1 protein-coding gene (cut by a window edge) is annotated in these 26,117 nt (G+C 32.0%); it reads right to left on the reverse strand.

Annotation, left to right across the window (positions count from 1 at the left end; all coding sequences use genetic code 11):
* Positions 1-26,117, reverse strand: partial view of a hyperosmolarity resistance protein Ebh gene (gene ebh / locus HMPREF2897_RS10475; protein ID WP_070593177.1) — the 3' portion only. It continues 4,327 nt past the right edge of the window; 26,117 of the gene's 30,444 nt are visible here — the last part of the coding sequence; its start codon lies beyond the right edge, outside the window; the stop codon is at positions 1-3.

The raw sequence follows: 26,117 nt of genomic DNA on the forward strand, positions 1-26,117 counted from the left end.
TTACTTTTTAGAACGCTTTTTGTTTTTTACAACTTTTTTAGTTGATCGAGGGGTTTTCTTCTTTTTAGAAGCAACTTTCTTCTGTTTTGTATCATTGTTATCACTATTTAGTTTACGTTTAACGACGGGGATTGAATGAATATCCTCTTCACTCAATTGCTTTTCTTTAGATTTCTTACGTTTAGCAACTGGAATTGAATGTTTGTCATCGTTTTGTATTTGTTCTTCTTTATCTATTTTACGCTTAGTTATTATCATTGGATCTATTTTATCAGTATCTGAAAGACGAATGTCTTTGCGATGATTTTTTATCGATTGTTTTTCTTCTTCTTTTTTACGTCTTTTAGCTAAAACTAACCAGAAACTAGAAAGTAAACCAGTTAATGTGATAACACCTACAGTTTTGCCAAAATTATCAACTAAATGTTTGAATAGGCTATCATTATCATTCTTATGAAGTTTTGGTTGCTGTGTCTCTTTATTGGTTTTACCTGGTTCAACACCCGTTCCTTTTAGAACTTCTTTGAATGTTTCAGTTTGTACGATATGGTTTGCAACATCCGTTTCTCTTAATCTAGCATCAAATTTTGATTGAAGATAATTAAAGTTATGCAAAGAATCCTTGAAGGATTGATTTGTAATATTTACATTTACTTTCATGATTTGCTCTATACCTTGTAACAATGCTTTGTGTACATCTTGTACGGTATGTGCATCACGAATTGAATTCATCGTTTCTAGTTGAATTTGTTTAATTCTATCAAGTGCCCATTGTTTTATAAAGTAAGAAGCAGATTGATTATTTAGTATTTGCTGAGTTTTATTTATTACAACATATCCTAATTTATGTTCTGCTATATGTTTTTCACCTAGTAAATGTGCCTTGTTTATAATATGTTCATATCTATTATTAAACTCTTGATGTAATTGATTTAATTCTACTAAATTATGAGCATAATCGACTTTTGCTAAAAATTCTTTTTGTAGTGCAGTTAACTGTTTATCAAACTGAGTTTTTTCTTTAGAAGTCAAACCTTTTATTGTTTTGATTTCTTTGAAACCATTTTGGATTTGAGTATTAACATCAGTAATGATATCCTTTTTAGCTTTATTTAGCGTAAAGCGTTTAGGATCAAATTGATCTATTTCTTTAAAATCAGTTCGTTTTACTGTTTCAATATCTTTAATCGATTTTGAATGATTCACTTTATCGATAGCTTGCTTTTTCAATCTTTCAATTTCAGCTTTTGCATCTTCACGTTGAATAGACGTTAATTCGTTATTAGAATCTATATCTTTGATTTTTTGTTTTACCAGAACATCAATTGTTTTTATAGCATCATTTTTAGCTATTTGTAATTCTTTTTCTACAACTTTCACTAGAACATTTACAGTGATATATGAGCCATCAGCTAACATAACCTTAACTATAGCGGTTAAGTGATCAGCTACTTTATCAGTCTTTGGTAATGAAACAATATTTGCTTTAAGTTCATCAGTTAAAGTCATAGCTCCAATTATAGCTTCTAATGAAATCGTTTCATCTCTGTGAACAACCACCTCACTTGTTACTAGAGCATTTTGAAGGCTCAATTCAGGTAGTTCAAAAACTAATGGTTGTTGATCAGTATCCCAAATAACAATATGAGCTAAAGTATTAAATGCATGCTCTTTATTGTTACTGATATCATCAATTGAATTAGAATTTTCGATATGTTGAAGTGCATCTTTTTCTGTTTTATCAATATCTGCTAAAGCATGTGCTTTTTGAGAAGGTGTTAAATCAGTGTTGTTATTTATTGCATCTCGTTTCTTTTGTGATAACTCTTTTATCACTTGTTTAGCTTCTGCTTTGGCGATAATTAATTTTTTAGTAGTATCAATGATTCCATCTAGTTTTGTTGTAGCATTTTCTATTTGTTGTTTATTTATAGCTTGATGAATTTCATTCTTAATTTCATTTACTAACTTCTTAATTTGAGATATTAGTTTATTTTTTTCTTCATTTGATAAGTTTGGATTTTGACTAATTAAGTGATTTATATTTTCAACTTTTTGGTCAATCATTTGATTAGCATCTAGTTTTGCTTTAGGTAATTCATCTGCATGTATGTGTTCAATTGCAGATTGCCCTTCATCTTTTGCTTGATTAACTAAATCATTTGATGTTGCGTCATTAATATTAGAAAGCGCTTTTCTAGCTTCCTCATTTACCATTTGTTTAGCTTGATCTTTAGAATTTGATGTTGCATTAGCATGTTCAATTTCATCAAGTTGACGTTTAAGCGTTTCTTTAATGTCATTATGTGCTTTTGCTTGAGCATCTTTAAGTCTTGCGATTCCATTTAAAAGTGCTCTAGCATCATCCATATTTTGAATCATACCAATTATGATATTAACGTCTTTATTTGTACCGTTTTCTTTGTCAAGAACATTATTCGCTAAGTTGATAGCGTAATCATATTGTAATTTTAGGTCTTCATCGGCATTTAAATATTCGATGTTGTCTTTTGTAGTTGCTGTTAATTGAGTTACATGTTCTTTTAAACTTTGCATAGCATCATTTAATTCAATTGCATTATCAACAATTTGGTTAATAATTTTAATGTCTTTAGACGCTCTAATCTGATTAATTACTGCAGCTTTTTGAGCATTATTAAGTATATCTAATTCTTTAATAATATATACTTCAGATTTTTGTTGATGTTCTTTTAGACGTTGTTCACCATTTAATTGATCTTTTGCATTATCTATTTGTGTTAAAAGATGCTGAATGTCATTGATATTGACATTTGTACCGCTATTTTTATTTAACACGCCTTTAGCTTCTTTTAAAGCTTTGTTAAATTGACGTTTTAAATTATAATCAGCATTTCTATAATTTAAACTTGCCTTAACGGAATTTACTAAGGTTTTAAGTTGATCTCTCAATAATTTCATTTTATCGTTTAATTCTAACGTTGATTGAGTGAGCTGAGATAACTCTGTTAAAGTATTTGCTGCATTTACCTTGTTTGTGACATCTTCAAGTTGCGCTTTATTTAAATCTTTTAATCCTTTTATTAATTTTAGATCTTTGCTTTTCTCAGTTGCAAGTCGTTGTTCACCATTTAATGCATTTTTTGTATCGTAAATGGCTTGACTAAGGCCTAATACTTCTTCAATCGTTGCTGGATTTTCTGAAGTTTTAGAGCTTGTTGCACTTGCTTGTTGTAGTGCCTCATCAAATTCAATTTGTAAATTCTTATCTGCATTAATATAATTCACACTATTTGGAACAGAAGATGAATTACTTTCTATAGTATCTTGTAAGTCTTTCATTGCATTATCTAAATCACTAGCATTAGATAATGTATTTGCTAAAGATGATAAATCATCAGAGTTGTGAATATTATTTTCAGCAATATGACGTTGTGCATCATTGATATAAGATAAAGATTGTACATATTGAATTGCTTTATCTTTAGCTTTTGATAAACGTTGGATACCATTTAAAGCATCTTTAGTATCCTCAATCACTTGTTTGAGTCCCTCAATTTGTATTTCATCTAAGTTTTTACCAGTTTCTTTTGCAAGTACTTTTCGAGCATTACTTAAAGCATGGTCAAATTGTTGTTTTAAATCTTCATCTGAATTTATATAATTTGAGCTTGCTTGGACAGGAAGAGCTTGATTATTAAGTGCATCTCTTAAAGATTTCATTGCATCATTTAAATCAAATGCTTGATTCACGATTCTAGACAATTGTGCAATAGAATTAGTATTCATAATTTCATCGTTTGCATGTGTGAATTGAGCTTTATTAATAAATTTTAAACTATCAATTAGTTTTTCTGCTTTTGATTTTGCAGCTGTTAAACGTTCAATACCATTTAGTGCATCTTTAGTCTTGAATATATCATCTTTAAATGTATCAATTGAATTGAAATCTAAGTTCTGACCTTGAGTTTTGTTAAGCACATCACGTGCATTGTTGATAGCTTGCGTAAAGTTATCTTTGCGTTGGTTGTCGGCGTTAATGTAATTTATACTTGCTTTGGTTTGAGCATAGTTATTAACGATTGCCTTAGCTAATTCACCCATAATGTCATTGAGGTTTGTACCTTCGTTGACAAGATGTTCTAATTCTAATAAATCATGCGATTGCGTTACTTTATCCTCTAAAGCGGACTTTTGAGCATTGTTTATTTTATCTAGTGATTTGATATATTCTAAAGCTCGTGGTCTAGCATAATTTAATCTTTCAAAACCATTTAACGATGTTTCTGCATTTATTAATTGTTGTAACGCCTGTTTTGCTTCATTTTGGGTTGCGTTAGTTTTTTGTATATCTTGTCCATGTTCTAGTGCTTCATCATAAGCGATAATTTTGTCGTCGTCGGCTTGTCTATAATTATCACTATTTTCAACAGAATCAGCATGATTAATGAATTGTTCTAATTTACCCATTACTTTGTTTAATGCCTGAGCATTGTTACTAGCAGTAGCGATTTCTTCTAGTTTTGTTGCGTTTTTAACACTTTCTTTCGCAGTTTGTTGTTGTAATGAATTAAGATGTGTTAATTGGTCAATTGTTTGATTAGCATGAGCTTTAGATTCTTCAACTCGCTGATCACCATTTAGATTTTCTGATGCTTGAGTTAATTGTTCTAGTGCTTGTTGTACTTGATCTAAACTTACATTTGAGCCATTTATTTTATCAATGATAGCTTGAGCATGTGAAACAGTTTGGTCTACTTTTTCCTTTTTATCCTCTGAAGCTTCAGTGTAATTAGGCAAAGTAGTATCTGTAATCACTACTTGAGTTTTATCTTCAAGTGATTTCATGGCTTCATCTAGGACTTTAGCTTGTTGCAGAAGTTGCTTAACTTCAGTTCTTAAAGCTGCGTGAGAAATCATATCTTTTAAAGATTGCTTTTGTGCATTATTAAGATAATTCATATGTTTAACTTCATCATTTGCATTTGATTTGTCATATGATAGTTTTTCTGCACCAAATAGTATTTTTTCGTTAGCTAAGATATTATCTTTAACAATATCGACCTTATATGGTTCTAATGTTGGATTTGTTGTCTGATTAAGTAGTTGTTCAGCATCAGCAATAACTCGATCGTATTGTTGTTGATATTTTGAATCTTCATTTAAATATTTACTATCGTTCAATATATTATTTTTATGAGCAACTACTTGTTGTAGTGCTTCCATAGCTTTATCAAGAGATTGAGCATTATCTAAGTTCTTCGCAACTTGTTCGCGTGTTGTAGCATTTGTATTCGCATTTATCATGACATCGCGTTGAGCAACGTTAAGATGAATTAGCCCATTAATTGCATTAGCAGCATCTTGTTGTGCATGAGTAAGTTTCTGATCACCATGTAAGTTATTTTGAGCAGTTTCAAGTTCATGAGTTATGCTATTGATTACTGTTGGATCCATTTCAGGATTTGTTTGTCTATGAATGATTGAATCAACATGATTTATAGCTTGTTGATAGGCCTCTTTTTCGGGTTGATCTTCGTTAATGAATCGACTACTATCTAACACTTTATCTACATTTTTATAAACTTTGTTAAGTGCTTTCATTGCATGATTTAATAATTTTGCTTTTTCAATCGCTTGCGCAACTTCTGTTCTCGTTTTAGCAGTATATATTTGATTAGATATTGAACTGCTTTGTTGTGATGTTAAATCATCCAATTTACTTAATTCTTTATCAGCTAAATCGATAGTTTGATAAAGTTTTTGTTTACCTCTGAGTTGTTTTTTCGCTTGATTAACTTCGTTGATAGCATGCTCTATATCTTCAATAGATAACGTTGGATTTACTGTTTCGTTAAGTATTTCTGTCACATGATTAACGGCGTTATCATATGTTTCTTTAACATCAGGGTCTTCGTTAATATAGTTACTTGACTGTTTAACTTGCTCTTTATCTTTGATACTTTCTTCTAAATTCTCCATGACTTGATCGAGTAGTTTTGCTTGGCCAATAATAGCAGCAACTTCAGTTCTGGTAACTGCGCTATTAATTTTCTCATTTAATACGTTTTGTTGTGCTTGATTTAAGTGCGTCAATGTAGGTATAGATTGATGTGCGTTTTGCTTATCAGCTTCTAACAATTCAACGCCATTTAAGTCATTATTCGCTTGATTTACAGCATCCGTTAGTTGCTTAATTATTTCTTTATCCAGTGTTGGATGTTGTTCATTGATAATATTTTCGACTTCTCTAACTGCGTGATTATATTGCTCTTTTTTATCATCACTTGCATTAATATATTTGCTCTCTTGTCTTACAGTTGATTGATTTTGAATGCTGTTTCTTAAATGCTTCATAGCATCATTTAGAGCTTGCGCACTTTGAAGTTGTTCAGCTACTTTTTCTCTTGTTTGAGCTTTATTAACCAATCTATTTATGGCATCTCTTTGTGGTGCATTTAAATCGTTTAAACTATTAATCAATAAGTTTGCATTTTCTTTTGCTTGTTGTAATTTATGTTCTCCATCGAGTGCATTGATGGCATGCTTTATATTATTGATTGCATTCTCTATTTCGTCATGAGACATCGTAGGGTTTGCTACTTGATCAATGATTGATTGTGCATGATTAACTGTATCGTTGTACATATTTTGAGGTGCACTATCCTCGTTTATATAATTGTTTGATTGTCTCACAATATCTTGCTGAGCAACGATATCTTTAAGTTTTTTCATATCATTATTTAAAGCTTTCGCTTTGTTATAGATATTATTTACTTGTGAAACTATAGTTGCTTGTTCAATTTCATGAGTTAATGCTTCTTTTTGAGCTTGATTGAGGTTATCTAAGTGATTGACTGCAAAAGTTTTTGAATTTTTATTGTCATTCAATTCACGTTCACCATGAAGTGCATCTTTAGAAGTTTTTACATTTGATGCTGCATGTTCCACCTCTAAAGGATTCATAGTTGGATTAGATGTTTGATTGATTATTTGTTTTACACGATCAACGGCATTGTTATATGCAGTTTGTTTACCAACAGTTTCATTAATGTAGTTACTTGTTTGTTTAACATTATTTTCATCAGTGATACTTTGACGTAAAGTATTCATTGAATCGTTTAAAGCTTGTGCTTTATGAATTACTTGATGTACTTCAGAACGGGTATGAGTTTGTTGAATTTCTTGATTTAATTGTTCTTTTTGAGCTTGGTTTAGACCAGCCATTTGATTAATAGTATTGATGGACTGTTGTTGAGCTTGTTCTAGTTTTTGTTCGCCATGTAAATCATTTTTAGCTTCAGTAATTTTATCAGCAATAGTGTTAATATTAGCTGGAGACAAATTTGGATCTGTTTGTTCAACAACTATGTTTTTACCTCTATCTGTATATTCATCAAAGTTAACTTGTTGAGAAGTATCCTCATTAATATAATTACTCGTTTGTTTTACTGCGTCATTACCAGTTAAAGCATCTTCTAATTTTTTCATCGCTTCATTGAGTTGATTTGCTAATTGAACTACTTTTTGTACTTCTGGTCTAGAATTAGAGTTTTGAACGTTAGTTTCAAGATTACTTCTTTGCGCTTGATTTAAGTGATTTAACGCATTTAATGTTGCTTGAGCGTTTGTCTTGTCATTAGCAAGTTTTCGATCACCATGTAAATTATCTTTAGTTTGTTTAACTTCATTTAGTACACTTTGAATCGCATCATTTGCCATTACTGGTGTTGGTTGATCATTAATGATATTTTTAGCTTTAGAAACAGCTTGTTTATAAACATTTTGCTGTTCAGAATCTTCATTGATGTACTTACTACTTTGTAAAACTTCAATATTATCAGCAATAGAATCTCTAAGTGCTTTCATTATATTATTTAATTGTTTAGCACTTGCAATTTTTTCTCCTACTTGGTTTCTTGTTGGTGCACTGAAAATATGATCTAAAATCGTATCTTTTTGTCCGTTCGTCAAGCTATTAAGATTTTGTAGTTGTTCTGAAGCTTCTTTTTTATCTTCTAATAGTTTATTACTACCATGTAAATCATTAAGGGTTTGTTTAATATTTGCAATAGCTTGATCTATTTGATTTTTATCCATGATAGGAGGATGAGCAGTTATCAAATCTTTTGCTGCTTGAATTGCATGATTATAAGCATCCTGTTGGCTAGAATCTTCATTAATGAAATCACTATTTTGTTTTACTGTATTGTCATTGTTAACAATTTGTTGTAGTTGATTCATAGAGTTATCTAACTGTTTAGAGTTATTTACTATATCATCTACCTGTTGTTTAGTTTGAGCTTGATTAATTAAATCATGTTGTTTATCTTTTTGTGCTTGTGTTAATCCTTGCAAATGGTCGATGCTTTGATTTCCATCTGACTTAGCCTCTGCTAATTTAGATTGCCCATTTAAATTATTTCCAGCATTTTTAATCGTTTGAGTTGCTCGATTTATTACATCTTTATTAAGCTCTGGTGGTTGAGTAGTTGTAATAATTTGAGAACCATAATTTAACGCAGAATTGTAATTTGCTTGAAGACCACTATCAGCATTTATATATTTACTATCAGCCTTGATTTGTTCTTTTTTATCTATTTCAGTTTTCAGTGCTTTCATAGCTTCATTAAGTTCTTTTGCTTTTTGTAAGGCTTCTTGAACTTCTGGTTTGGTTGATGCTTGGTTAACTAATGTTTTTTCAGCAAGAACCTGTCCTGGATTTAATGCTTGTAAATGATCAATTTCAGCAACAGCTTGATTTTTAGCCTCTTGAAGTTTTTGCTCACCATGTAAACTTTCTCTAGCGTTTTGCAATTCTAATAAAGCATCTTCAATTGTAGCTTTATCTAAAGTGCTAGTTGGAACGCCATTGATAATGTCTTTAGCTTTTTGAACTGCATTACTATATTCATTTTGTGCCGCTTCATCTGCATTGATAAAGTCGCTTAATTTTTTAACACTGTTTTCAAGAGCAACTTCATTCTCAAGTTGACGCATAGCTTCGTTAAGTGATTTAGCATGATTTAAATCATTAGAAACTTCAGTTCTTGAAGGCGCAGAATTAATCTCATCATGCTCACTTTGTCTTTGAGAATTGTTTAGATTTGTTAAATAGTTTAATTCATTATTTGCATCTTGTTGTGCTTTTTGTAATTTTTGCTCACCATGTAAATCATTTTTAGTTAATTGAATGTTTTGAATGGCATCTGCTATTTTATTGTTGTTTAAAACATCATCCGTAGAACCGTTTAATATTTCTAGACCTTTTTGAATGGAGTCATTATAAATATTTTGAACTTGTGGATCTTCATTAATATATTTACTTTGTTGATGAACTTTTGACTGTTCCTCTACGAGTGTTTTCAGTGTGCCCATATCATTATTTAACTTATTAGCTTGTGCAATAATTTCTGCCACTTGTTGTTTAGTTTGAGCATGATTAATTAAGTCATTTAATGCTTGTTTTTGTTTATCATTTAAGTTTGTTGATTGATTTATTATTGAATTTGAATCTGCTTGATTTTGTGCTAGTTTATTTGCACCGTGCAATGAATCTTTTGCTTGAATGACTTTTTGAGTAATAGCTTGAATATTACTTATATCCATAGTTGGGTCGTTAAGTTGATTTATGAGTTGTTCAGCTTGGCTTACAGCATTATCGTAAGCTAACTTTTTCTCAGAATCTTCATTGAGATAGTTACTAGAATTTAGAGTAGCATCCTTATTGGCTATACTTTGTTTAAGTTGTTGCATAGCTTGGTTTATAGCTTTTGCTTCTTCTAGTTTCTGAGTTACTGCAGGTTTAGTTATTGTTCTATCTATAGCTTGGATTAATTTTGTTATTTGAGCTGAATTTAATCCGTCTAAATTTTGTATTTCATTCTTTGCAGTTTCCTGTGCTTGTCTTAATTTATTTTCGCCATGAAGATTTTGTTCAGCGACATTAATTTCTTGAATGATACGATTGATATCAGTACTACTTATTGTTGGATTATTTTCAGCATTAATTATTTCCTGACCCTTTGCAATAGCTTGTTCATATGCTTCTTTTTCAGAGGCATCTTCGTTAATATAGTTACTATTTTGTCTTACTAATGGCGCTTTGGCAACTGCAGCTTTTAATTCTTCCATTTTTCCATTTAAGAATTTGGCATAACTTAACTGTTTAGCAACATTTGGTCTACTTGTTTGTTGGTTAATGATGTTTTTCAATGCTTGTTTTTGTGGTTCAGTTAAACCAGTAAAGTTAGTAATTTGTTGATTAGCATCTGTCTTTGCATCTTGAAGTTTTTGATCTCCATTTAATCCATTTATAGCTGTATTTAAATCTTGAGTTGCTTTTTTGATTATTTGAGGATCCATCGTCGCATTGTCTTCACCAATAATGCTATTTATATTGTCAACTGCATGATTATAGGCATTTTGTTGAGCTAAGTCTTCATTAGTATAATTGCTATTTTTACGAATTTGCTCTTGATTCATAATGCTATCTCTCATTGCTTTCATAGCATCATTAAGCTCTTTTGCTTTCTGTAATTCTTGAGCTAAACTTTCTAGAGTTGTCACATGGTTAATGTTATCCTTAACAGTTTGACGTTGTGGAACATTGAGATTGTTTAAGCTATCTACGTCGTTTAAAGCATTGTCTAATGCCTGTTTAAATCTAGATTCTCCATTTAACTCGTTATGCGCTTGGTCTATCTTGTTCAATAAATCTTGTAATACTTTATGATCTAATGTATCTGGGTGATTATGAATTAAATCCTCAGCTTCTTTAATAGCATTATCATAATTTTGTTTTTTATCATTATCAGCATTAATGTAATTGCTTAAATGTTGAATTTGATCTTTATCATTTATGACTTTATGAAGTGTACTCATATCACCATTTAATTGTTTAGCAATCTCTAGTTGTTTATTTACTTCATCACGAGTATCAGCATTATTAATTAACGGTTTAAAATGGTTCTTTTGTTCTTCGGTTAAGTCATCTAAACGATTTAATTGATTATTAGCGTCTTGTTTAGATTGAGCTAATTTTTGATTACCGTGTAAATTATTCACTGCATCTTTAATATTTTGGAGTGTATCAGCAATTTTTTGTTTATCTAAGGTTGGATTAGATGTTTGATTAATTATATCTTTTGCAGCCTGGATTTTATCATTATAAATTTTTTGTTTGTCTGAGTCTTCATTTATGAATGGGCTGCTATTTGAAATTTGATCATCTTGATTCACTTGGTCTTCAAGTTGTTTCATAGCTTCATCAAGCGCTTCGGCCTCTTTAAGTTTTTCTGCAACTTGGTCCCTAGACGTAGCTCCATTAATAGCTTGTATAAGCGCATCTTTTTGAGGTTGATTAAGATGATTTAAGTTACCAATGGCTTGATTAGTTGTATTTTTGTCTTGCTGTAATTTTTGAGCTCCGTGAAGATTATCTTGTGCTTGTTTAATATTATTTAAAGCATTAGTAATGTCTTGTGCATTTAAGTTAGGATTTGAGTTGTTATTAATAATGTCTTCCGCTTGTTTAAGTGCATGATTGTACGCATCTTTTTGTGCAGAATCTTCATTTGTATAATCACTGTTAGCATGAACACCATCTTTTTGCGCAACTTGTTCTTTAAGTTGTTTCATTGCGTCATTTAGTGCTTTTGCTTGCTCAATTTTTTGTTTGATATCATCTCTACTATTTGAACTATTAATTTGTTCTCTGAGTTTTTCACGTTGTGCATCTGTTAAATCTGTTAATCCATCTAGTTCAGTCGAAGACGTTTGTTTGTCTTGATTTAATTTTTCAGCACCATGTAAAGCTTGTTCTGCATTTTGAACTGATTGAGTTGCTTGGTCAATGTTTGCTTTAAGTAATTCAGGATTTTGAGTTGCGTTAATAATACTTTCAGCACGTTGAACTGCATCATCATAGTTTTGCTTAATTTGTGGATCTTCATTTAGATATTTACTATCTGCTTTCACTTGATCTTTGTTAGCAATACTATGTCGTAACTCACCCATAGCATTGTCTAATTGTTGAGCGGTTTGTAAGTTTTGTTGAACTTGTTCTAATGTTGATACGCTATTAACTAGATTTTTCTCTGCATCTTTTTGGGCATTGTTCAAATTAGATAGATTTGTGATTGTTTGATTAGCATTATTTTTAGCTTCCTCTAATCTATGATCACCATCTAAATCATCTTTTGTATTGTTAACGGTTTGCGTTGCTGTATTGACATTACCTTTATTAATAGTTGGTTGATTTGTCCCGTTTATTATATTTTGAGCATTTTGTATAGCGGCATCATATGCTTGTTTTTTAGATGGTTCCGCATTGATGTAATTACCGTTTGAAACAATATTAGCATTATTTTTAATACTCTCTTTTAAGGCACTCATTAATCCATCTAAAGCTTGAGCTTCTGTTAAATCATGTTGGACTAGCGTACGTGTAGATTCATTATCAATTAAAGAATCTTCCATATGTTTTTGAGCTGAATTCAAATTCTGTAATTGAGCAATCGTTTGTTTAGCACTATCTTTATCGTGTTGTAGTTTAGTATCTCCATGAAGATTAGATTTAGCTTGAGTTACGGCATTTGCTAATTGATTGATTGTATCTGAGCTTAACGTTGCTTGAGTTTCGTCAATGAGTTGTTGAGCATTATTTACAGCATTGTCATAAGCTTGTTGTTCGTCATGATCCTCATTGATATATTTACTACTATTTTTAGTATCGTTTTTATCTTTAATGCTTTCACGTAAACCATGCATTGCAGTATCTAATGTTGTTGCTTCTTGACGAATATTACTCACTTCATTACGTGTTGTTGCTGCAGTTACTTTAGCTACTTCAGCATTTTTCTGAGGTTCATTGAGACTCGTTAAACCACGTATTACAGTTTCAGCAGCTTGTTGGTCTTGTGTCAGTTTTTGAGCACCGTGTAATGCATCTTTTGTAGTGTTAACAGTTTGAGTTAAACGTTCTATAGCTAATTTGTCTAGAACAGGTTGAGCATTGTTGTTGATTGTAGCTTGAGTTTCATTGACAGCATTATCATAATTGTGCTGTTCAGGTTGATCTTCATTGACATAATTGCTACTTTGTTTCACTTTATCAATGTGTTGTACACTATCTCTTAACGCTTTCATCGCATGATTCAATTCATTAGCTTTAGTTACTTCTTCTTGTACTTTTGTACGTGTATCTGCTGAATTGATTAACTGATTTAATTCACGTTTTTGTCCATCATTTAAGCTGTTTAACCCATTTACAGTTTGTGTAGCTTGTTGTTTAGCATTAGCTAATTGTTGAACACCATCAAGATCTTGTTGTGCTTGTTGAACGCGTGATAACGCTTGTTCAATTGTAGCTTTATTAAGCTCTGCGTTTGGTGTGGCATTGATGATATTTTCTGCGTTCTGTAGTGCTTGATCGTAAGCTGTAGCTTTAGTCGGATCTGCGTTGATATATGCACTGCTATGTTTGATGTCCTCTTTATTTTGAATGCCATCTCTTAAATTACTCATAGCAGAATTTAATTCTTTGGCTACAGCTAACTTTTGAGCAACTTCTGTTCTAGTAGTTGATTGGTTTACTAAACCTTTTTCAGCATTAATTTGAGCTTGGTTCAAACTAGATAAACCTTCTATTTGTCTATTTGTGCTTTCTTGGTCAGTGTGTAATTTATTTTCTCCACTTAACGCTGTTTGAGTCGTATTGATCTGATTAATAGCCTGTTCAATTTCATTTTTGTTCATGATTGGATCTTGAATTTTATCAATAATAGTTTGACCGGCTTGTACAGCATTATCATAGTTATGTTTTGGTTGTTCATCTTCATTGAAATAATTACTTTGTTGATGAACGTTATTTTGTTGGCCTATTTTATCTCGTAAAGCTTGCATTGCAGTATTTATATCTCTATCCGAAGTTAATTGTTGATTAACTTCTGGGATTGTCTGCTGTGCTTGAACATTTTCAATTGCTTTTTGACGTTGTGCACCATTTAATGCTGTGAGTTTGTTGATTTCAGAAATAGCATTATTTTTAGCATTTTCTAAAAGATGTGAACCTTGTAACGCATTTTGAGCGTCAGTCAATTGTTGTAAATTTTGTTCAATTTTCGATTTATTTAATGTTGGATTACCGTTTTCATTAATAATATTTTCTGCCTCTTGAAGTGCTTGATCATACCCACGTTGATGTTCAGTTGAATCATTAATGTAATCGCTACTTTGTTTGACATTAGTCTTTTCAGCTGCTTTATCTCTTAATTGCTTCATAGCATTATTTAATGCTTTAGCTTCATTAAGATGCTCTTCTACTTCAGAACGTGTATTTGAACCGTTGACTAAGGCTTCCTCACCAGATTTTTGAGGGTCATTTAAATAACCTAATTGACTAATTGTTTGGTTTGCAGCAGTTTTATCTCTTTGTAATTTATTAGCACCTTGTAAGTCATTTTTAGCGTTGTTAATTTGGCCTATAGCTTGATCAATTGTATCTTTCTTCATCTCTGGGTTATGTTGACCACTAATGATTGATTGACCAGTATTAATCGCATTATTATAAGTATCTTTTTGAGTTTGATCCTCATTAATATAGTCGCTTGTAGATTGCACTTGATTTTGAGAATTAACTAAGTCACGTAATGTTTGCATAGATTGATCTAATGCCTTTGAATCACGTAAAACGTTAGCAACTTGATCTCTTGTTTCTGCATCATTAACAGCTTGATTTTCTTTAGCTTTTTGCTCATTAGTTAATCCTCTTAGGTTATTTATTGAAGCAACAGCATCTTCTTTAGCTTTAGTCAGTTTGGCTTCACCGTTTAGATTGTTAATTGCAGAGTTAATATTATTAATTGCTTGTTCAATGTTAGCTTTATCTAATTCAGGATTTTGAGAATTGTTCTTAAGTGCTTCTGCAGTAGCAATCGCATTCGTATATGCTTGTTGTTGATTCGCATCTTCATTGATAAATTTACCGCTATTTATCATTTGGTTTTTACCGTTGATGAGATTGTTCAGTTGCTCCATCACCTTATTTAGTTCTTTAACTTTTGCTAATTGAGAAGCAACTTCTGTTCTAGTTTGAGAACTATTGACTAAACCTTTTTCACTGTTTCTTTGTGCATCAGTCAATTGATTTAACGTATTGATTTCTTGATTGGCATTTTCTTTAGCACGACGTAATTGATCTTCACCGTCTAAAGCATTCTTAGTAGTGAGAATCGCTTGTGCTTTCTGATTAATTAAATTGGCATCAAGAGTGGCTTGTTGTTCATTAACAATTTCTTTAGCATTATTTAGAGCCTCAGTAAACGTATGTTGTTTTTCGGGTTCAGCGTTAATATACTTACTTTCGTTTGTTACTGATTCGTTATCAGAAATGTTTTGTCTCAACGTGTGCATTGCACTATTTACTTGATTTGCTTTACTTTGCTCTGCAGTTATATCAGTTCTTGTATGAGCAGTGTTAATAGCTGTTTTAATAGACTCTTTCTGAGGAGTGTTTAAATCAGCTAATGTATTAAGTGCATTAATTGCTTCCGTTTTAGCAGTTGCTAATTTTTGTTCACCATGTAGTGCATTCTCTTTGGTTGAAATGTTACTAACTGCGTTATCAACTAAAGTTTTATCAAGTACTGGATCAGCTGTTTTATTAATTATAGTTTGTCCCATTGTAATGGCATCATTGTATGCAGATTGTTCAGGTTGATCCTCGTTAATATAGTTGCTTGTTCTTTGTACTTCAGGCTGCTTAGCAACGAGTGATTTTAAAGTGCCCATAGAACTATCTAGCGCCTTAGCTTGATTAAGTTGTTCTTGTACTTCCGTACGAGTTTGTTTACTATTTACCAGTTCCTTTTCTTTAGCTTTTTGATCATTAGTTAAGTTTGGTAAGTCATTGATTTCTGTATTAGCACTAGTTTGTGCTTGTTCTAACTTTTGTTGTCCGTTTAAATTCTGATGGGCAGTATCTACTGCTTGTGTTTTTTGATTTACTACGTCACGGCTCATTTCAGGGTTAGATTGTGCATTTATCAATGTTTGAGCATGAGTAACAGCTTGATTGTAAGCTTCTTTTGGACCATTATCTTCATTTATATAATTGCTGCCCGTTTTGACGTTGTTAACATCGTTCACACTGTTACGTAATGCTTGCATAGCAGTATTCAACTGATTGTAATCTTGTAACTGACTCGCAATATTTGTTTTTGTAGAAGCTTTGCCTACATTTTCTTTAGCTTTGTTACGTTGAGCTTCATTTAGATAAGTTAAACCATCGATGGTTGTATTAGCATCCCTTTTAGCTTCAACTAATTTGTCATGACCATTTAAATCATTTTTAGTCGTATTGACTCTTTGAGTAATTTTATTAATTTCAGCTGGATCAAGTTGTGCTTGATTAGCATCAGATTGATTAATCAGTTGTTTAGCATTGTTAACAGCATTATTGTAAGCATCTTGTTTGTCTTTATCTGCATTAATGTAATTGCCGTCATGCAATTCATTGTCATAGTTAGCAATAGTTTGTTTAAGTTGAGTCATTGCTGTGTTAACAGTATTAGCTTTATCTTTAGCTTGATTCACTGAATTGATGTTTGGAGAGTGATTTATAGTATCAGTTAAAGCTTGTCGCTGAGCATCGTTTAAATCATTTAAGGTATTTAAATGAGCTATTGCTAGTTGTTTAGCTTCTTCTAATCTGTGATTTCCGTCAAGAGCATCTTTAGTACGTTTTACTTCTTCAGCTTTTTGATTAATCACATCAACACTCATAGACGGACTTTGAGTTTGGTTGAGAATTCCTTTAGCCGCATTGACTGCATTGTCATAGTCTTGACGTTTATTGTTAGATGCATCTAAATAATTTTCTTGTTGTTTTTGATTTTCGTAATCTGCAATACTTTCACTTAATGCTGTCATAGATTGATTTAAAGTATCTGCCTTGTTTTTAATCGTTTCTAAAGCATTATGATTAGGTGCTGAGTTTACTTGAGCTTTAAAATTATCTTTTTGCGCGTTATTTAAATGACTTTCATTATTTATATGATTGATATATGGCTCTCTATTTAATGTAAGTTGAGAACGAGCAGTGTCTAACGCTTGTGTATGACTATTAGCTTCGCTAGTGTTCTGTCTTATTTCAGCTACAGTAGGTTGGCCGTTTAAAACTTGAGTGATTTTTTCAAGATTTTGTCTAGCTTTAGTTAATTTATCATTGTAATTATTAAGTGAATCTTCAGTCATACCGTCAGTATCTGTTTGTTGGTTAATACTATTTTCTAATCTATTTTTAGCTTCTTGAAGTTGAGTTTTGTCTGGAACAAGTGAATTACGAGCATTTTGTAAATCTTGTATAACTTGTTGTGCATTAGCAACGCTTTCTTTAACTTGTGCTACTGTCGGATTACGTTTAAGTAATTTATTTACTTTGCCTTTTTCTATAATTGCTGCACTTAAGCTATCATTATAGTTATCCACTGAATCTTGAGTCATTCCATCTGTGTTAGTACCTTGATCAATTTCATCTTGTAGTTGTCTTTTTATTTTTTCTAAAGGTTGAGTATCAACTTGTAAGTTATTCTTAGCTTGTGTTAAATCATTACTGATTCGTTCCGCTTCTGCTTTATTTGTTCTAATTGCATTAACATCAGGATTGTTAGCTAAAACGTTATTAATTGTGTTAATTTCGTTTTTAGCTATTTGTAGTTTTTGATTATAATTAGCAACTGATTGCTGAGTCATACCATCTGTACTAGGTACTTGGTCGATGTTATTTTGTAACGCTGTTTTTGCGGTTTCTAATGGTTCTTTATTAACTGTTAACCCATTGATTGCTTGAGTTAAGTTTGTAGTTTGCTGATTAACTCGGTCTGTTTCAGTTGTAATTTGTTGTTCAGTGGCATCACCATTATTAATTAATGCTAAAGCAGTGTTAGATTCATTTTGGGCTTCACGTTTAGCGTTTTGATAAGCGTCTACAGATTGTTGCGTCATACCGTCAGTTTGTACTGTTTGATTTATTTTATTTTCTAACTCTAATCTTGCAGCTTTTAATGCATCATTATTTGATAGTGGCTGAAGTTGACTAATTGCTTCAGTTAATTGTTGATTCAACTGATTCACTTGTTGTAATGCATTATTTACTTCTTGAACAGTACGTATAGGTTTTTGTATCACAGCGTTGGCATTATCTTTAGCAGACGTAATTTGTGTTTCTAATGATTGAATTGCTTTATTATATGCACTGATACTTCTTGGCTTTTTATTATTTATATCGCCTCTTCGGTTTAATTGTTGAACAGCTGTTTGTAATTGACTCGTGTCTGCAGTCAATTGTTGTTTAGTCTCATTCAAATGTGCTAGTGCTTGTTCAACTTTAGATTTCTCGTCTGAAATTTGTTTTGCTGATGCATCGCCATTGTTGATGACAGATTCTGCATTTCTGATAGCACTTTGAGCCTCATTTCTCTTAGCTTCATAGTTATTAATAGAAGCTTGAGTCATACCTGTTGTTAATGGTTGATCATTAACTGCTTGTTGAAGTTGATTTTTTGCTGTGACAAGTGCACTATTATCTTCTTTATCTTGAAGCATTGCTATCGCTTTATCCAATTCAGGTTGTACGGCTTCAACTTTTTGTAATGCTTGTGCTACTTCATTAACTGAAGGGTTACCATTTTCAAGAATTTGATGTGCTTCTGATTTAGCGTTATTGTATTGTGTCTCAATGGTTTGTCGAGCAGCTTGGTATTGTTGAATACTTGCAGGTTTTTTACCATTTATATCAATATTTTGTATTAGTTGGTTATAAGCGTGTTCTAATTGAGACTTATCAGCACGTAAATCGTTTTTAGCTTTATTTAATGCATTAATCGCTTGATTTACACTATTTGTTTCGTTAGTAATTTGTTGTTCAGTGGCATCGCCATTGTTAATGATTTGTTGAGCCTTTTGTATTTCAACTTCAGCTTCACGTTTTTTGGATTTATAGCTATTAGCAGTATCTGTTGTCATGCCTTGTGTTGGATTTGCTTCATTAACAATTTGTTCAAGTCGTTGTTTTGCTTGAACTAATGCATCATTGTTTTCTTTATTCTGTAATAATGCGATTGCTTTATCTAGTTCAGTTTGAACGGCTTTTATATTGTTTAACGCAGCAGTCACTTGTGATACTTGAGGATTGTCATTTGTTAAAACACTGTTTGCTTCATTTTTAGCTGAATCAATTTGAGATTGAATACGAGACTTAGCTTCATTGTATTTCTTAATACTTGATGGCGTTTTACCGCTCGTATCAATATTTTGAGTTAATTGATTATATGCATTTTGAAGTTCCTCTTTGTCTGCTCTTAAACCAGTTTTTGCATTATTTAATGCTTCTAAAGCGCGTTCAACATTTGTTTTTGCGTTAGAAATTTGTTGTGTAGTCGCATCGCCATTATCGATAACTTGTTGTGCTTTTGTTATTTCTTGTTGAGCAGCTTGTTGTTTTGAATTGTAATCATCTTTAGTTTGTCGCGTCATTCCTTCAGTTGAAGGAACTTGATCAACTGCTTGTTGAAGTTGCTCTTTTGCTCGAACTAGTTCGTCGTTGTTTTCTTTATTTTCTAAAAGTGCTCTGGCTTCGTTTAATTTTTGTTGTACTTCTCTTACTTTATTTAGTGCATTGTTGACGTCAGCTACACTTGGGTTTTGCTCTTTTAAAATTCGGTCAGCATTTGTTTTAGTATTGTTCAATTCATTACTAAATTGTTGATATCTTTGATTGTACGCATTGATAGTAGCTGGTTTCTTATTATTTAAATCCGTTGGTTGAATCAACTGGTCATATGCATGCTGTAATTCTTGTTTATCAGCTCTAAGCGCTGATTTGGCGTTGTTCAATTCATTGAGTGCTTGCTCTACCTTAGATATCTCATCAGACACTTGTTGTACACTTGGTTGAGCGTTTTCAATTACTTTATTTGCCTTTTGAATAGCTTGCTCAGCTTTTTGACGTTTAGCGTTATAAGTTTGAATTGTTGCTTGAGTCATACCAGTTGTATTTGGTTGATTATCTAGACTTTGTTGCAAAGCAGTTTTTGCATTAATCAATGGTTGTTTATCAACAGTAAGACCTTGTTTCGCTTGTGTTAACTCGTTATTGATTTGTTCTGCTTCAACTTTGTTTGTTCTGATGGCACTAACATCTGGATTGTTCGCTAAGACATTATTAATTGAATTTATTTTATCTTTAGCTTCTTGTAATTTACGTTGATAGCTTTGTACAGATTGTTGCGTCATACCATCAGTGCTAGGTTTTTGGTCAATATTTGCTTGTAATTGATTTTTAGCAGTTTCTAAAGGTTCTTTATTAACTGTTAAGTGATTGATTGAATTTGTTAATTCAGACAGCTTTTGATTTAATTTTTCTATTTCTGTAGAAACTTCTTGATCAGATGCATCACCATTATCAATAAGATTTTGTGCAATACTAGATTCATTTTGAGCTTTTATTTTAGCTTGATTATAATTTTCAACAGATTGTTGAGTCATACCTTCTGTTTGAACGGTTTCATTAATTTTACTTTCAAGTCGATTACGAGCTTCTTTTAAGCTTTCTTTATTCGCTAAAGGTTGTAGTAAGTTAATCGTATCTGTTAAGCGTTGGTTCAATTGGTTTACTTCATGTAATGCATTATTTACTTCTTCAACAGAACGAATAGGCTTATTGATGATAGCATTTGCTCTATTTTCAGTCTGTGTAATTTCAGATTGTAGCGAATGAATAGTATTGTTATAAGCACTAACACTGCTAGGTTTTTTGTTGTTTGTGTCGCCTCTCCTACTTAATTTTTGTACTTCAGTTTTTAACGAAGTTGTATCTGCAGTTAAATGTTGTTTTGCTTCATTAAGTGCATTAGTTGCATCTTCAACTCGAATTTTATTTTCTGTTATTTGTTCAATAGATGCATCCCCATTATTAATAATAGTCTCAGCAGAACTTGCTATATTTTGTGCATCTCTACGTTTTGCTGTGTAATTATTAATAGATTCTTGAGTCATACCATTTAGTGATGGTTGACTATTAATGGCTTGATCCAATCTTTCTTTTGCTCTGACGAGTTCGCTATTATCTTCTTTATCTTGAAGCATATTAATAGCTTTTGTAACCTCTGGTTGAATTGCATTTATCTTACGTAGAGCATCCTCTACTGCATTTACAGTAGGGTTTGTATTTTCAAGAACATTATGAGCTTCGTCTTTAGCGGTATTATATTGGTTTTCGATATTTCGTCTTGCAGACTTATAGTTTTGAATACTAGATGGTTTCTTACCATTAGTATTTACATTTTGTATAAGTTTATTGTATGCAGTCTGTAATTCTCTTTTATCAGCTCTTAAGTTATTCTTAGCATTTTGTAATGCTTGTAATACTTGCTCTACTTTAGATTTTTCAGAAGAAATATCTTGAGTTGTAGCATCCCCATTATTAATAATCGTGTTCGCTTTTTGTATTTCATCTTGAGCTTCTCGCTTTTTAGCGTTGTAATTATTAATTGTTTCTTGTGTCATACCGTGTGTTGGATCTGTATCATTTACTGCATTTTCAAGTCTGTTTTTAGCATTGACTAATTCTGTATTATTTTCTTTGTTTTGAAGCATGTTGATTGCTTCGGTTAATTTTGGTTGAATAGCTTTGATTTTGTTCAATGCTTGAGTTACTTGCGATACTTGTGGATTATCGTTACCTAAAATTCGCTCCGCTTCATTTTTAGCATCATTAATTTGATTTTGTATTCTGGCTTTGGCTGTTTCGTATTGACGTATACTCGCCGGTTTTTTACCGTTGGTAGATACGTTCTCAATTAATTTGTTATATGCTGTCTGTAATTCATTCTTATCAGCTCTCAGACTACTTTTAGCATTAGTTAATGCTTGCATTGCTTGCTCTACTTTAGATTTTTCAGAAGTAATTTCTTGAGTTGTAGCATCCCCATTATCAATCACGCTTTGTGCAGATGTAAGTGCTCTTTCAGCTTCACGTTGTTTGTCATTATAATTATTAATTGTTTGTTGGGTCATACCTTGTGTTTGAGGTATGTCATTTACAGCGTCTTGTAAACGTTTTTTAGCTTGTACAAGTTCTGAATTATTTTCTTTTGGTTGAAGTAAAGCAATTGCTTGATTCAGTTTAGGTTGAACAGTATTTATTTTATTTAAAGCGTCTCTAACTTGTTCAACGGAAGGATTAGTGTTTCGCAAAGTACTACTTGCATCAGCTTTAGCTGTATCTAATTCACTTCTAATATTTGAAATGGCCTCATTATAGCGTCTTACAGATGCTGGCTTTTTATCATTTGTTAACACATCTCTATTCAACGTATCATAAGCACTTTGTAACTGTGACTTATCAGCACGTAAGTTGCTTTTGGCTTCAGCATATTCTCTCTGTGCCTGTTCAACTGTATTTTTAGCATCATTAATTTGTTGGAATGTCGCGTCTCCATTATTTATAACGTCATTTGCATGTTGTATTGCTTGTTCAGCAGCTTGGCGTTTATTGTTATAGTTCCTTGTGCTATCTTGAGTCATACCATCAGTTGAAGCGGCTGGTTGAATCGTTTGTTGTAATTGTTCTTTTGCTCTCACGAGTTGACTATTATCAGCCTTGTTTTGTAATAATGCTTTAGCTTCATTTATTTTATTTTGTGCCGCTTGAACTTTGGATAACGCTGAATTTACTTGTTGAGGTGTTGCAAATTCTGTGCCTATAACTTGGTCAGCTTCACTTTTAGCGGTATTAATTTGTGATTCAGCACGATTCAGAGCTTGATCAAAGTTTCTGATACTTGATGGTGTTTTATTCTCTTTACTAATTTCTTCATCTAGGCGACGACGTGCATTGATTAATTCGGTTTTATTAACTTTAGTTCTAACAGTCTCAGTAGCTTCTTCAGAACTTCCATCACTGTAATAAATAACTACTGGAATATGTGATGTACTACCACCAGCTAAATTTGTTGGAAGAGCGTTTCCTTGTTTAATCGTAACTCTATTTTTATTTGGCACTTGAACCGCATTATTAATATCATCATTAGTTACATTTTGACCCTGTTCTTTAACAATTTCATTGATTGTTAAAGTATGTTGCGCAGGTGCTTGAATTACAGTAGGATTTGTGTTTTCAGTGTTACCCTGACCTGCTTTAGGAGTTATTGTAATTTGAGAATTAGGTTTAATTGTATTGGCTGAAAATACAACTTTACCGTTATCCTGATTGAAATCGACATAATTTGGTTTATTATTTATCGTCCATTTGCCGTTGTTATTTTTAGTAATAGTGAATGATTTTTGTGTTTCATTGCCATTTAATTTTTCAGTGTAATTAATTTCGACACGTTCAGTTGGATTTAAAGAATTACGTGAATTGTCAGGTAATATATCGAATGTTCCATTATCATAAGTATGAGTTGCTACTTGCTCAGGTTGTGGAGCTTTGACAATATAAATTTCACTAGTTGCTGAAGTACTTATAGTTTCTCCGGAACCTTCAGTCGCTATTGCTTCTATTGAATCCCCAGGTCTAACTGCTAATCGACTTAAAGATATAGCAGTTCCGTTATTTGTTGGTCCGATACCATTTATGTCAGGTGACCCAGTTTCAACAGTCCAACGGCCATCATTATTTTTAACAAAAGTAGTTAATTTATTTCCATTTTTATTAATAACAATCTTATCTGCAGATGCTTGGATATAATCATTTGTCCCACTAATTAGTATATTACGCACAGCACCAGGTGTTACTGTTACATCACCAGTTTTAGACTGAGTTATGGTTGGTTGATTAGGTTTAGCATTTGTAACTATAAATTTAGCTGATTGTGATGTTTGCCAAACACCCCAGTTGCTAGGATTAACGACATCATAAGTACCAGTTTTAACAAAAGGAGTTCTAGTATATGCTAATGATTGCCATTGATCACTAGTAGTTCCTGTACTTTGCTGGTTCCAATAAAATCTCCAACCATCTATTGGTAATCCCTCACCATTTTCAAGATGTTTGTAATAGCCTACCCATGTTCCTTTAGGGAATGTATCACCTACTTGAATTTTGTAGATAGGTTGAGGGAAATCAAAATTATATACCCACACTTTAACAGGAACTTCTAATGGTGTAGATATGCCAGGATAATTAACAAGTGCAGTTAAATTTTGTACACCGGCTATGTTTTTATCAGGTTGACGATTGTCTTTCCAAGAAGCTGTTCCTCCAAGACGGTTATTATTTTCAAAAATAATATAATTATAAACGTCAGTACCATTGGTTAAGTTTCGCCCTTTTTGATCTCTAACTGGATTCTTAGCTGTAACTGTGGGGTAAATTGTTATTGGAATATCTACAGTTCTCGTACCTTGATGATTAGGTAGAGTAACTGTAACAGTTTTTGTTGTAGTACCAATGTTGTTTTTCCAACTATTAGGTTCCTCGTTCCATGTAAGAGTAGAATGCGCTGGTATATTACTTATGAAACTATTGAAGTCATTAAAATTATAGTTTGTACCTTTAATTATTTTAATACCATCATTTTTAGCTTGTATGCCAGCTGTAACATTTACTTGATCACTGTTTTCTGAAAAAACACTTATATCTTCAGTTGTATTTGAAGCAATTCCACTACTATTTTGTTTAGTGTACGTTACATTATTTGTCATTGAGGTTTTAGCAGTAATATTTCCGGTTGGTAGAGTGCCTTGAATTGTTACAGTAGCTATACCGTTAGAATCTATAGTTGTACTTGTATTAGGAATAACAGTTCCATTTGATTGATATAGAGTGACTTGTGCATTTTGTGGAACATTTCGAACTAAAATTTGTTGACCATTTAATTGTCCTTTTGAAATCACACTATTACTATCAATAACAGGTTTATTTGGTTTGACTTTGAATAGTACATTAACGTTTTCAGTTTGGCCGTTTTGATAAGCTACCGTAACTGTTTTAGTAAATGAACCTGCATTACGAGAACTTGGTGTACCTGATCCTTGGGCCCATCTGAAGTCCATATGTTCTGGCCAATATTGATTTACTGCTTGAACAAAATTTCCTGGATATGCATCGCCTGATGAATTAAATCGACCATTGATAGTTGTTTCATATACTTGCTTTGGAATAGATTGACTAAGTTTGTAAGTCGTATCTTTTCTAATTGGTGTTGTTTCACCATCAAAGAATATTTCAGCGTGTAATGTTAAATCTCTACCAATTTGATTACTGTTTATATCGGGTCCCTGATTATTAACCCAAACTATTCTCGCATCAACTGGACCTCCCGTTCTTAAACTAAAGAAATCATTTGGGGAAGTTCCTTTGCCGGTTGGAAATTGTTGTCCTCTTACTGTTGTTCTAGTAGTAGGTACAACCTCTAATAACACATGTTTAACTGGAACAGTTATTGTATTAGTTGTGCCATCAGAAAATGTAGTTGTAACATTAACTGTAGCATTGTTTCCACTTCTATTTACTTTACTTACAACTTGACTACGAACGTCATTATTTGACTCGTTGACATAATTTCTTGTACCTAAAGTTTTAGTCATGCTGAGTGAAGATTTTACTCTATTTTGATCTTCAATTGAAAGGTTAGCATTGTTTTGAATATTACTAATTCTCACTGGTGTTTGATTGCTTGATGAAGTTGTTATTCTATATTTCTCGTTTAATGGTTTTATATTTACTGTGAACGAAACAATATTTTCATTCCCACTTTTATCAGTGGCTTTAACTTTTACAATTTTATTTGTGCTATTAGTAACATTAGGAGCCTCACCTACTAACTCGTTGTTGTTTCTGGTCATAGTAATTGCACTATCACTTGTAGAAGCTACTGTATTTAATCCATAATTATCATTTACATTGATAGTATTTTTAAATGTTTCACCAGAATATACCGTATGATGGTCATAATTACCTACAGTTATACTAGGATTTACTTTATCAGAAGGCACAAAATAAACATTAATCACGTTATTGGTATTGCTTAAATTTTGGCCTAATTTTTCAATGTAACCTTTTGGACTGTATGGTGCTAAGTATAATTGTGCCTTATAGATAACACCCATAATACCATTATTTGCCGCATTAG

Origin of the sequence: Staphylococcus sp. HMSC065D05 (assembly GCF_001813195.1) — a bacterium.
Lineage (GTDB): Bacteria > Bacillota > Bacilli > Staphylococcales > Staphylococcaceae > Staphylococcus > Staphylococcus epidermidis.